A 12,578-nucleotide genomic window follows, 5' to 3' on the forward strand; every position below is an offset into this window, starting at 1 on the left:
ACGATCAACTTTCAGCGGTCAACGTTGAATGTATCCCTGCAAGGCTTTCACGTACGTTTCAAACGCATCAACGCCTTTGGTTGTAATCCTGCAAAGCGTTTGCGGATAATTGTCTTTAAACTGTTTTTGCACTTCAATGTATTCGGCGTCTTTCAGCTTTTGAATTTGCACGCTTAAGTTACCCGCCGTGGCGCCGGTCTTTTCTTTTAAAAACGTGAACTCGGCTTCTTTCACGCCAATGAGCAAGGACATTACCGCCAGGCGCAATTGCGAATGCAATATGGGGTCGAGTTCTTTAAACATGCTTCTTCTTCTCCTTCAAATAAGCGCTCCGCAACAGATTTCCCGGCAAGAACCAGGCAAAAAAAGCCGAGACAAAAAACAACAACAAGTCAACGCGGGTTGACGTGTAGATGCTCACAACGGCGGCTATCCAACAAACAATGCCGCCGGCAATCATGGCGGTAAAACGATGTGTGTAGCCGGTTGCAAACGTGGGCATACCATAAAGAATGAGAAACAAACACGCACTTCCGTCGGGCTTCATCACGTTGGCATAAAACGAAAGCAAAAAGATGCCGATGCCGAAGCTGATCCAAATGCCGCTCATGGCATCGGCGGTATGTGATTTAAACTTTTGGCTTTTGCCCTCGCGAACGGAGATAACAATTTGTGGAACAACGGCAAGCAAGGTTAACCACCATACGTTGCCCAGCCACGGAATGTGCCACCACGTGTTGCCAAAAGAAACCGCACTGCAAAACATAATCACGCTTCCCCACAACAGTGCACTGGTGCCGCTTTCGTGGTAAGCGTTGCGGGCCTTGTAAATCATTTCTTCAATCAGTGCCAGGCTTTCTTTGTGCGAAAATTCTTCGGGCTTTTCCATGCGTTTTATTTGTGAGGAGAGTTCACGGTTTACCGTTTGCAATTACGGCGTTAACTGCGAACGGTAAGCAGTGAGCTGTGAACGTGTATTTACTTTGGCAATTGCGCCATGAAATATTGCAGGGTCGTGCGGCCCCAATTTGGATCAATATTGCCGGAAGGTTTGAAGGTTTCAAATTTTTGCCCGGCTTTTTCAAACAAGATTTTTGCTTCGGTTTTGCTGCCGCCGAATTGTTCCGGGGTAAAAAATTTATCCTGACCCTGCAGCAAATACACACGCGGGTTTTCGGGGTTTAATTTGGCCGCTGTTTGCAAAGCTTGTTCGGCTTGCGGACCGTATGTCATGTAGCGGCTCATCGGGTCGGCCATCATGCGCAGCGTGGCAATCATTTTCTTTACCACATAGATCTCAGAATTGTTTGGATTCAGTGCGTCGGCCTTGTTTAGCAGGGCTTCGGCTTTGTCGGCCATGGGATCGGTTTTCGATGCATCCGGTTTTTGCATGCCCATCATGTACGCAGCATTCACTTGCGCAAGCGCTGCGTAGTAATAAGGCTGCCATTTGTTTTTCTCTGCATCGGCAATGCGTTCAAAAGCGGCAGAAAGCGTCAGCAGTTCCGGTGTACTGTGCGTCGTATCTATTGCAATGACTTTGGGTATCATCGCATTCGTATACTTATCGTCCTGCGCTTTTACAGCAAGACTTAATCCCGCTAACACAGTTAAAGAGAAGAGGAGTTTTTTCATGATTGATGTATTTGTTTTTGTTTGAAGTTTTTATTTGGCTTTTACAAATTTGCATTGATCGCATCTTGCGTTCTGTCTATCCCAAAGCTGAAGAACGCACCGATGAACACAAACATTCTTGAAGGCGGCACGATGGCTTCTTTGCGCACGCCGTCGTACGAATACTGGTAGCCGTAGGTTTGTTTCAGGTTCAGAATGTTGTTTACCGACAGCACGTACACCACAAACGACCTCGCGTCTTTCTTGCCCACCGTCGGAACATAATTCAAACTGAAACTAACGTTGTGGTAATCGGGCACTTCGCCACGGTCGCTGAACTTGTAGCTTCCGCCGCTGTTCACAATATTGTAATAGGGCCGACTGCTGGCATAATTGTACGAGAGATTAAATCCCGTTTTTATCGGCAACACAAACTTCTTCATCACCAGCGATGCCGTATGTTTTGCCGCAAAGTTTGGCGTGATGGCAAAGGGAAAATTCAGGTAATCGCGTTTGGTATCGAGGTAAGAATACGAAACCCAGTAATCAAAATTCTTCACCGTTTTTTTATCGCGCCAAAACAATTCAAAACCCTTTGCATCGCCAAAGCCGTTGCTGCTGAGGGCTTGCCCCTCGCGGTTGTACAACGTGCCTGTTTTCAAAAGCTGTTCGTATTTTTTATAAAAGCCTTCAACGCGGAACACTTGCAGGGAAGTTGTTTTTTGGTACTGCGCAATGTAGTGCGTGGCTTTGGAAAAATCCAGCGGACTTACTGCGGGCAAATACTGTGTTTCGGGATTCTGGTAAAAGATGCCGTAGGCCAGCGAAGCCTGGCTTTCCTTTCCCAATTTATACGCAAGGGAAAGCCGCGGGGCGATGTTTGTTTTGTCTAAATAAGACGAATGCTCCAGGCGTGTTCCCACTTTTGCGGCTACGTTGTTTGTTACGTAAATATCGCTTTCGGCAAAGAGCGCCGTTGTGTGTTGCTTTAAGCTTGTTTTGTAAGATGCGTTCGTATAATCGGTATAAACAGATGGATCGTCGCTAAAATTGTATTCGCTGCCAAAGCGGATAGCGCTTAAGCCAGGCAATCTTCTGTCAAACACAACTTTGGTGTTCACGTAATGTCCGCGTTTGTCAAAGGCAAAGTTTTTAAATTCCAAACCGTTCACCGTTACGTCTTTCTTGGAAGCATCCTGCAAAGCGCCGTTGATGTTGTCCTTGTTGTTTGTATAAGAAACACCGGCCGCAAGCCTCCAGTACGTGCCCAGGCGTTCGCGCCACGAAAGGTTGTGGTACTGATAAGTATTTTTCAAGGCAAACTTGTCCAAATAATTCGGTGCATCAATGCTTGGCGTGGTAAAGCCAAGATGATTGTTGCTGAAATTGCCGTAGTATTTCACCATGCCCGAAGCCGACGTTTTGATGCGAAAATTTCCTTCGATGTTGTGAAAGGCCGGCACGGTAAAATAATCCTGCTTTTGTTTAACAAGGCCGAAGGCCAAACCCAGGTTGGTGTAGTCGTAATTGATGCCCCAGGAAGCCGTTTTCTTTTTGTTTAATTGCTGGTACCCTGCGGTGGCACTCAATACCGTCAGGCCAAGGCTTGCCGATGTTTGTTCGGGCAAATCAATGGACTCTAAAATCACGGCCGAAGAAAGCGCCTGGCCGTAAAGCGCTGAGTAACCACCGGTACTGAAAACCGTGCCTTTAAACAAAAACGGATTGAAGCGGCCGTAGCCCGCAATGTTTGGTCCCGCTTGGAAAAAAAATTTGTTTACCAGCGTGCCGTCAATAAAAATTTTTGTTTCGGCGGCTGCACCGCCACGCACAAAAAGTCCTTCGCTTTCGCCCACTTGTTGTGCGCCGGGCAATGTTTTCAATGCGCCCGTTACATCGCCGTTAGCCGACGCGGTGGTCACTACATCAAGCGAAGTAAGAACCGCCGCGGCACGTTTGCGGTCGCTGGCTTCAAAGGTTCCCGCACTGATCACGACGGCTTTTAATTCGTCGGGTTCTTCTTTCATCGTAAAAGAAAAGGGTTGCAGCGGCGCATCCAAATTTATCTCCTGTTCAAAGCCTTTGTAGCCGATGGCTGTAACAACCAGCAGTTTTTGTCCCTTCTCGGTTGTAATGAATTTGAAACGGCCGGTTGAATCGGCCACGCCGCCGTCGTAACTGTCTTTGACGGTAACGCTGGCGCCGGGAATGGGTTTGTTTTTGTTGTCTTTTATTTGCCCCGAAATTTCGGTTTGCGCTTTCAAAACATTTACTTGAATGAAGTAAAGCAGCAGGAAGAAAAACAGTCTCATAAACGCGGTTTCGGTACAAACATAAAGTAGTTTATATTGTAAACCAAATTTGATTTTGATAAAAAGCGGCTTGCGACCAACCTTGCAAACACAGGAAATGTAAAATGGAGAATGTAAAATCTAAACTGTAAGACGATGCCGCAAATGTTGTGACATACATTTTAGATTTTACATTCTGCGGTTTGTATTCTACACTCTTACCGTTCTCTTTGGCCTAATTTTGCCCGCAACGATTAAAGCTTTATGAATCAGCAAACGCAAAACAAAATCCGTATAGTTACCGCCGCTTCGCTTTTCGACGGCCACGATGCTGCCATCAACATCATGCGGCGCATTTTGCAAAGCAAAGGCGCCGAAATCATTCACCTTGGTCACAACCGCAGCGTACACGAAATAGTGGAATGCGCCATTGAAGAAGACGTGCAGGGCATTGCTATAACATCTTATCAAGGAGGCCATGTGGAGTTCTTTAAATACATGAAAGACCTTCTTGACGAAAACGGCTGTGGTCACATCAAAATTTTTGGAGGCGGCGGCGGCACCATTCTGCCCCAGGAAATAAAAGAGCTGCACGAATACGGTATCACCCGGATTTACTCGCCCGATGACGGCCGCAAGATGGGACTGGAAGGAATGATTGAAGACGTGATCAACCAATGTGACTTTAACCTGAACGGCAACGGCGAATACAAAGGTCCGATGTCGCTTGGCGAAGTAAAAGACGTGCGAAAAGTAGCGCGGTTAATTACAAACGCGGAGAACGGTGTTCGGTCAACGGACAACAGTCAACAATCAACGGTAAAAGCGCCGGTGTTGGGCATTACCGGAACCGGTGGCGCAGGTAAATCGTCTGTAACCGATGAAATCGTTCGCCGTTATTTGAACGCCTTTCCCGATAAAACGATTGCTGTTATTTCTGTTGATCCTTCTAAGAAAAAAACCGGCGGTGCTTTGTTAGGCGACAGGATTAGAATGAATTCAATTTCTTCTCCCCGCGCTTACATGCGATCGCTGGCAACAAGAGATTCTGAGGTGGCGTTGAGTGCACACGTTCAGGACGCATTGGACGTTTGCAAAGCTGCTGGCTTTGACTTCATCATTTTGGAAAGTGCCGGCGTTGGACAAAGTGATGCGTCAATCCTTGATTATTGCGACGTGAGCCTCTACGTGATGACGCCAGAATATGGCGCGGCTTCACAGCTTGAGAAAATCAACATGCTGGATTATGCCGATGTTGTTGCCATCAACAAATTTGACAAGGCCGGTGCGCTGGATGCGTTGGCAGATGTGCGCAAGCAATACAAACGCAACCACCAATTGTGGACGGCGAAGGAGGAAGACTTGCCAATCGTTGGAACGATTGCCGCGCAATTCAATGATGCGGGTATAAACGAATTGTTTGAAAAGTTGATGACAACCGTTGCAAAGAAAACAAGTGTAAGTTTCGGTAGCGTTGAACTGCACGCACACATCAGTGATACAACGACCAAGTCGCAGATCATTCCACCGAAACGTGTCCGTTACTTGTCGGAAATTTCGGAAAGCAACAGAGCCTACGATCAATGGGTGAACGATCAATGTGCAATTGCATCCACGCTTTATAAAATAAGCGGCAGCCTTGATGCATTAAAAGATTTTCCATTTGCCGAAGGCCGGCAAGGCTATTCAAAGGCGGTTATAGAAAAGCTCAAAGAACACTACGGCGAACAGCTTCACCCCGAATGCAAAAAATTGATTGACGAATGGCCTTCGCTTCAAAAAAAATACAGCGCCGATTTTTTTGAATACATCGTTCGCGACAAAACGATCAAGCAACCGTTAACCACAACTTCATTAAGCGGCACACGCATTCCAAAAGTTGTTCTTCCCAAATACAAAGATTGGGGCGATATTCTTCGTTGGCAGTTGCAGGAAAATATTCCCGGTGAATTTCCGTACACGGCAGGCGTGTTTGAATTGAAGCGCCAGGGCGAAGATCCAACCAGAATGTTTGCCGGCGAAGGCGGTCCCGAACGCACCAACAAACGTTTTCACTACGTGTCGCAAGGGCAACCGGCCAAGCGTTTGTCAACGGCCTTTGACAGCGTTACGCTTTATGGTGAAGACCCTGCACAGCGTCCCGATATTTACGGTAAAGTGGGCAACAGCGGCGTAAGCATCGCCACTGTTGATGACGCAAAAAAACTCTACAGCGGCTTTGATTTGTGCGATCCGAAGACTTCTGTTTCAATGACCATTAACGGTCCCGCACCAATGCTGCTGGCATTCTTTATGAACGCAGCGATTGACCAACAATGCGAGAAAAAAATTAAAGAACTGGGATTAACTGAAGAAGTAGAAAAAATTTTGCAGGAGAAGTACAAGCATGCTTCAAAACCCTTGTACTACAATCCTTCTTCGCCTGAACGTTTGCCCGAAGGCAACAACGGTCTTGGCTTGAAATTGCTTGGCTTGAGCGGTGATGAAGTGCTGCCAAAAGATGTTTATGAACAGTGCAAGAAAGAAGCTTTGCAACAGGTTCGCGGCACGGTGCAAGCCGACATTTTAAAAGAAGACCAGGCGCAAAACACCTGTATTTTTTCCACGGAGTTTGCGTTAAAATTAATGGGCGATGTGCAGGAGTATTTCATTCAAAACAAGGTTCGGAATTTTTACAGCGTTTCCATCTCGGGTTATCACATTGCCGAAGCCGGCGCCAACCCAATCACGCAGCTTGCATTTACATTGGCCAACGGTTTTACTTACGTTGAATATTACCTGAGCCGCGGAATGAACGTTGATGATTTTGCGCCCAATCTTTCCTTCTTTTTCAGCAACGGCATGGATGCGGAATACAGCGTAATTGGCCGCGTAGCACGGCGCATCTGGGCAAAAGCAATGAAGCATAAATACAAAGCGGCTGACCGTTCGCAAAAGCTGAAGTATCACATTCAAACAAGTGGTCGTTCGCTTCACGCACAGGAGATTGACTTCAACGACATTCGTACAACATTGCAAGCTTTGTATGCGATTTACGACAACTGCAACAGCCTTCACACAAACGCTTACGACGAAGCCATCACCACACCCACTGAAGAAAGCGTTCGCCGTGCAATGGCCATCCAGTTAATCATCAACCGCGAGCTCGGTTCGGCAAAAACAGAGAACTTTATTCAGGGAAGTTTTGCGATAGAAGAATTGACTGATTTGGTAGAAGAAGCCGTGCTCAAAGAATTTGACCGCATTACCGAACGCGGCGGCGTGTTGGGTGCAATGGAAAGGATGTATCAACGCAACAAAATTCAGGAAGAGAGTTTGCATTACGAGCACTTAAAACACACCGGTGAATTGCCGCTGGTTGGCGTGAATACTTTTTTAAACAAAAACGGAAGCCCCACCGTGTTGCCCGTTGAAGTCATTCGTTCCACCAAAGAAGAAAAAGAACAACAGATTGAAAACCTGCAGGCCTTTTGGAAGCGCAACGAAGACAAAAGCGAAGAGGCGCTGAAGCGCTTAAAAAATGTAGCCGTCAGCAACGGGAATTTGTTTGAAGAATTAATGGAAACCGTGAAAGTTTGTTCGCTTGGGCAAATCACACACGCTTTGTACGAAGTAGGTGGACAGTATCGCCGAAGCATGTAATCCTTCAGGTATTGAAAAGAAAAAAGAGCGGCAACACGCCGCTCTTTTTTCTTTGGTAACAAACACACGTCGCATGTTTACGCAAACAAAAAAAGCCCACCTTGCGTGGGCCTTAACGCTTACTGTTTTACACACATCTCTTTTCATCCAAAACCAAACAGCAATGTACTATTGCTTCCTTGCTTCTTATATGTCTGTTGTTCTGCGGCCAAACAAAAGGCTCAATACAAACAGCACCAAGAAAATGAAGAACAAAATTTTTGCAATACCAGCAGCACCGGCTGCAATACCACCAAAGCCAAAAATTGCGGCGATGATAGCGACGATTAAAAAGATGATTGTCCAACGTAACATAGCTAAGGGTTTTATGGTTAAAAATTGTTGTCGCATTATATAAACAAAAAAATGTGCCATAACCGCCAAATATCCTTTCAAAATGCGATGAGGTACAACGGGGCTTATCAATTTGAGGAAGGCTTACCGCAAATAGTACAACACACGAGGCTGATTGAAAAAGAAAACCGCATAGAACTCGCTTTCGCAGGCGGCTTTTGCGCAGTTGAATCATTTGTGCAACTCACAAAAAGAAAAACCCGCAGCAATGCGGGATTTATAAAAGAGTAAAATTTTTCGCGAAAAACTACCGGCGTGCTGCCAGAAAGAAAAGGCCCAAACCCAACGCAGCCGCCGCAAGTCCCGCACCTAGAAATTTTACCTTTTGTTTTGGCTGTAATCCCCATCCGCCGTGAACCGAGGTGCCGTAATCAACCGGCTCCAGCACATTGCCCGATGAATGCGGAACTTCGTCAGCGTTACGCAAATACAATTCAATTACGTTGGCCGTAATGCGTCGCGAAAGCAAAGGAGAAACCGCGTGTGCAAGCCGAAGCAGCGTTGACAAGCCTGTAATAGAAGCCGATGATTTTGGGGATTGAACAAGCTTTGTCATGGCCCGGGCAATGCGCTGCGGATCGTAAACAGGCGGCGCCGGTTTTAAAACCTTGCCCGTAAAATTGGCGGCATGTTGAATGCCGGGTGTGTCCAAAAAAGCCGGGTACAAATTGCACACGTGAATGCCGGGATAATGATGCAGTTCGCCTTGCAGTGCTTCGCCAAAACCGCGCAAGCCAAATTTGGAAGCGCTGTAAGCCGTGGCGTAGGGCACAGGATAATAGCCGCCAATGGAAATATTGTTGAGAAGAAGACCAAAGCCTTGCGCTTTAAAATGCGGCAACGCCGCGTAAGCACCGTTTATGTAGCCAATCAAATTTGTTTCAATGACTTTTTGGTGAATGGACACAGGCGTTTCGTCAAAGGCACCGGCTGCCAGCAAGCCGGCGTTGTTGATCCACACATCAATCTTGCCGCCCCAGTGTTGCGCCATTGCCGCCAGCGTGTTCATCTGTCCGGCATCGGTTACGTCAGTAGGAATCACCAAGGCATCACCGCCCAGTTCTTTGCATTCATCCGCTACTTCGCGCAGGGCTTCTTCACGTCTTGCAGCCAGCACAAGGCTTGCGCCGGCTTTTGCCATTTGCAAAGCGGCCGCTCGTCCTACGCCACTAGATGCGCCGGTTATGACGATTGTTTTTCCTTGTAATGGGAAATTCTTCCTGCGGGGGCTTGTTGCTTTGTCTGTCATTTTTTTCAATTAACCGTATGAAAAGAACGTACGTTTCAAGAAACGGATGGCCGTTTTGCTGCGGGCTCTTTTATTTGTTTTTGCAGCGCCTTCAACACTTCGTTTACAAAGTAAAGTTGGGCGTCAACGCCTTCCTTCGTGTTGGCGCGAACGATGGCTTCTTCGACTACTTTCCCCTTGTGGGCTACGGCATAAAAAGCGTGAAGTTCGTTGCCGCCTTCGGGCACTTTTGTGGCATAACCGGTAATGGCCACGCCCCAATGACTGCTAAAGAGTTGGCACACTTCCAACGCCATTGTTGCGGCCACTTGCTCCGATACGCAGTTGCAATCTTCGGCGTGAATAGGATCAACGCGAAGGTGACGGTACTTCTGTCCAAGATTGTACGCGGTAATGCCGCCGTGAAAAAAACTTGCGGCATCCGGCACGGTAGAAAAAGCGGCCTGCAAAAAACCCGACGTTACGCTCTCGGCCACGGCTATTGTTTGCCGTGTACCCAGCAAACTATCCCTGAGTTCATCCAATGCTTGTCTGTTAAACATAGTGTTTACTTTGCACAGGCATTTTCGTAAAAATTCGTGCCGCTTAACCAACATGAACAAAGATGAACTGGTAATTGCCACCATTAGCCTGGCAAGAAACCCGGAAGAAGAAAGATTGTTAAGGGCATCGCTGCCGCAGTTGGCTTCGTTGAATGTACCGGTATTTGTTAACGACGGCGGCTCTCCGCAATCTTTTCTCCACTTTCTCCGAAGCCTGCCAAATTTTATCGTTCTTCAAGCGAAAGAAAAAGGGGTGTTTGCGCAAGCCCGAAACAGTTTGCGGGAGGCCGCTAAAACAGAACGGCCTTTTATTTTTTACACCGAGCCAGACAAGGAGCAATTTTTTCGCGAAAGCCTGCCGTTGTTGTTGACGTCTGTTGAAGTTGCAGATACACTCGGTGTTTGCATGGCTTCGCGAAGCGCAAAAAGCTTTGCTACATTTCCGGCCTTTCAGCAGATGACCGAAACAACCATTAACAATTGCTGCAAAGAAAGCATTGGCGCTAAAACCGATTATTGTTACGGGCCATTTCTTCTCAACAAAAAACTTGTCTCGTTTTTAGATGCAGTAAACGAAGACATCGGATGGGGTTGGCGGCCCTTTGTGTTTAACGCAGCACATCGCCTCGGTTATAAAGTAACAACATTTGAAAAAGATTTTTTCTGCCCGGAGAATCAACGAACAGACGACGCTGCAGAACGCCTTTACCGCATGAAACAACTGGAGCAAAACATTCGGGGCCTGGTATTGTCCGCACACATTGAAATGAGCCCTGCGTGAGTGTGCCACTACCTTAACGAAGTATTTTTAGTTGGTCATCACGTCTGGTATGTTATGTGCGATTAAGCACGGTACAATTAATTTATGAAGCAGCTAAAGTTTTTAACAGGCATTGTCCTCATCGTTGCACTGGTAAGTTGCGGCAAGCCGCAGCCGCCGCAATACGCCGGCTATCAAAATTTCCGGGTAGAGAAGGCCGATCTTTCCAACAGCGTTCTTGCCTCCGACATAAAGCTCTACAACCCCAATGCGTATAATTTAAATTTAAAGTCGGCATCGCTGGATGTTTATTTCAACGATAAATTTCTCGGGCACTCGTCGCTGGATTCGCTCATTGTTTTACCGGCGAAAGACACGGCCGTTTTTCCTTTGCGCATGACCGCGTCGCCGAAAGAAATTTTGCGCAACAGTGCAAAGCTTTTGTTCAATCCCGACGTGAAGATTCGCATTACGGGTTCAGCCAAAGCCGGACGCGGCGGCTTTTACATCAACGTGCCCATTAATTACGAAGGCGTGCAGCGCATTAACCTGCGGGAACTCATCACTTCGTACAACAACGAAACAAAAGGCAAGTAAAATTTTGCAACGGTTTTCTCCCGATATTCATTCAATGGAATTCGTCATCCTGAAATCATTTACCAATTACGTAGATGCGCACATCATTCTTGGCCGCATGAAGGACGAAGGCATTGACTGTTGGTTGAAGAACGAGAATACAACGACCATTATGCCCATTTGGACAACGGCACTCGGCGGCATTCAATTGATGGTGGCCGCGGATCAGCAAAAAAAGGCAACCTACATTTTAAACACCATTGAAGAGGAGAGGCGGAAGCAAATCAGTTGCCCGCGCTGCAACAGCCAAAACGTGGAATACATTAACACCATGCGCAAACCTGTAAACTGGTTAAGCGCTGGGGTGTCTTTTCTTTTAGGCGATTACGCCGTGATGCCGGAGCAGCGCTATCATTGTTTTTCCTGCGGCAACGAATGGGAAGAGAAAGAAGTGATTGAATAAAACCAGGCTTGTTTTTTACCGTGCAATTATTTTTCCTTCGCGTCTAAAATCACCGGCGCATTTTTGCTTCCCATCATGATGATTTTTGCGTTTTGCGATTGCGCCATTTCTTTCATGGCTTTGATTTGTTCGTATTGAAGTTGTTTGTCGGTTAAGCTTTCGGAAATGATTTTTTGGTAATCGGCAATGCCTTGGGCTTCCACTCTTTTGCGGTCGGCTTCCTGTCTTTCCTTGGCCAGAATGAACTGCATTTTTTGCGATTCCTGTTCTGCCTGGATCTTTTGCTCGATGGTACTTTTAACCGTAGCGGGCAAGGTAATGTTTCGCACCAATAAATTTTCCAAAAGCAAGCCCCTGTTTTTAAAATCGGTTTCGATGCCTTTGAAGATGCGACTTTGAAACTCGTCTCTTTTTGTTGAATACAAAGCCACAGCTTCATAATAAACAGCGTTGTCGCGAATGCGTGTTCGTGAAATGGGCCGCACAATTTTATCTTCGTAATCGGCGCCGGTTTCGCGAATGAGTTTTGGCGCTTCGGAAGGAATGACGCGGTACAAAACGGTAAGGTCAATCGTTACTTCCAGCCCGTCAGACGTCAACACCCTGATTGCATCATCACCGGTCTTGTGGCCTTCATCGGTTTGACCGCTCATGGTGTAGTTCTGTGTGCGCACATCAAGCCGTTCAACGGTTACCAAAGGATTTACAAAATTCAATCCGCTGTTGAGCACTTCGGGTTGCACTTTGCCAAAGAGTTTTTTTACACCTACCTGTCCGGCATCAATTTGCACAAAGCAACTCAAAACAATGCCGAGTGCAATGAAGCCAATGCCTACGAGTTTGCCCACACGGGATGCTGAACCCAGATTGGGCGTGTTTTTAATGCTAAAGGAGACGATCAGAATGACGACACCCAGAACGAGAAACAACATGTTGTTTGGTTTAAGCACTAAAGGTAAAAGCGGAAGAGCCTTTCAGCAATGCAGCAATCAATGCTGGCAGGCTTCCACTTATCGTTAAAAAAGAAAAGAGCAACGCCGGTTGCTCT

Annotated in this window: 12 protein-coding genes; 4 read left to right on the forward strand and 8 right to left on the reverse strand. The window is 46.8% G+C overall.

What is annotated here, in order from left to right; all coding sequences use genetic code 11:
- Positions 1 to 18 precede the first annotated feature (18 nt).
- The 4 genes from FSB75_RS16800 to FSB75_RS16815 form a co-directional block, all read right to left on the reverse strand.
- Positions 19 to 303 (reverse strand): winged helix-turn-helix domain-containing protein, encoded by a 285-nt coding sequence (locus FSB75_RS16800; RefSeq protein ID WP_146789865.1) that lies wholly within the window; start codon positions 301 to 303, stop codon positions 19 to 21.
- The gene (locus FSB75_RS16805; protein ID WP_146789867.1) at positions 296 to 889 is read right to left on the reverse strand and encodes a hypothetical protein; all 594 of its coding nucleotides are present in this window, start codon (positions 887 to 889) and stop codon (positions 296 to 298) included. The genes FSB75_RS16800 and FSB75_RS16805 overlap by 8 nt, the downstream gene beginning before the upstream one ends.
- Positions 890 to 978: 89 nt before the next feature.
- A complete protein-coding gene (locus FSB75_RS16810) occupies positions 979 to 1,635 on the reverse strand; it encodes a tetratricopeptide repeat protein (RefSeq protein WP_146789869.1) in 657 nt (218 codons plus the stop codon).
- 41 nt (positions 1,636 to 1,676) lie between these two features.
- On the reverse strand, positions 1,677 to 3,926 hold the full coding sequence (locus tag FSB75_RS16815; protein ID WP_146789871.1) for a TonB-dependent receptor: 2,250 nt from the start codon (positions 3,924 to 3,926) through the stop codon (positions 1,677 to 1,679).
- Positions 3,927 to 4,169: 243 nt separating this feature from the next.
- On the opposite strand from FSB75_RS16815, the gene FSB75_RS16820 reads away from it, so the two are divergent.
- Positions 4,170 to 7,547, forward strand: a complete 3,378-nt coding sequence (locus FSB75_RS16820) for a methylmalonyl-CoA mutase family protein (protein ID WP_146789873.1) — start codon at positions 4,170 to 4,172, stop codon at positions 7,545 to 7,547.
- A gap of 186 nt (positions 7,548 to 7,733) precedes the next feature.
- On the opposite strand, the gene FSB75_RS16825 is transcribed toward FSB75_RS16820, so the two are convergent.
- The 3 genes from FSB75_RS16825 to FSB75_RS16835 form a co-directional block, all read right to left on the reverse strand.
- Positions 7,734 to 7,961 (reverse strand): DUF1328 family protein, encoded by a 228-nt coding sequence (locus tag FSB75_RS16825; RefSeq protein ID WP_425557118.1) that lies wholly within the window; start codon positions 7,959 to 7,961, stop codon positions 7,734 to 7,736.
- Between the two features lie 226 nt (positions 7,962 to 8,187).
- The gene (locus FSB75_RS16830) at positions 8,188 to 9,189 is read right to left on the reverse strand and encodes an SDR family oxidoreductase (RefSeq protein WP_146789875.1); all 1,002 of its coding nucleotides are present in this window, start codon (positions 9,187 to 9,189) and stop codon (positions 8,188 to 8,190) included.
- 35 nt (positions 9,190 to 9,224) lie between these two features.
- Complete coding sequence (locus FSB75_RS16835) at positions 9,225 to 9,731, reverse strand: CinA family protein (protein WP_172623194.1); 507 nt, start codon at positions 9,729 to 9,731, stop codon at positions 9,225 to 9,227.
- Between the two features lie 52 nt (positions 9,732 to 9,783).
- Between FSB75_RS16835 and FSB75_RS16840 the strand changes: the two genes are divergently transcribed.
- The 3 genes from FSB75_RS16840 (at position 9,784) to FSB75_RS16850 (ending at position 11,530) form a co-directional block, all read left to right on the forward strand.
- Positions 9,784 to 10,512 (forward strand): hypothetical protein, encoded by a 729-nt coding sequence (locus FSB75_RS16840; protein WP_146789880.1) that lies wholly within the window; start codon positions 9,784 to 9,786, stop codon positions 10,510 to 10,512.
- 84 nt (positions 10,513 to 10,596) lie between these two features.
- Entirely contained in the window at positions 10,597 to 11,088 is a 492-nt protein-coding gene (locus tag FSB75_RS16845) for an LEA type 2 family protein (RefSeq protein WP_146789882.1), read from the forward strand.
- 34 nt (positions 11,089 to 11,122) lie between these two features.
- On the forward strand, positions 11,123 to 11,530 hold the full coding sequence (locus FSB75_RS16850; RefSeq protein WP_146789884.1) for a putative signal transducing protein: 408 nt from the start codon (positions 11,123 to 11,125) through the stop codon (positions 11,528 to 11,530).
- Between the two features lie 26 nt (positions 11,531 to 11,556).
- On the opposite strand, the gene FSB75_RS16855 is transcribed toward FSB75_RS16850, so the two are convergent.
- A complete protein-coding gene (locus FSB75_RS16855; RefSeq protein WP_146789886.1) occupies positions 11,557 to 12,462 on the reverse strand; it encodes a prohibitin family protein in 906 nt (301 codons plus the stop codon).
- Positions 12,463 to 12,578 lie beyond the last annotated feature (116 nt).

The organism is Flavisolibacter ginsenosidimutans, from assembly GCF_007970805.1.
GTDB classification, from domain to species: Bacteria; Bacteroidota; Bacteroidia; order Chitinophagales; family Chitinophagaceae; genus Flavisolibacter; species Flavisolibacter ginsenosidimutans.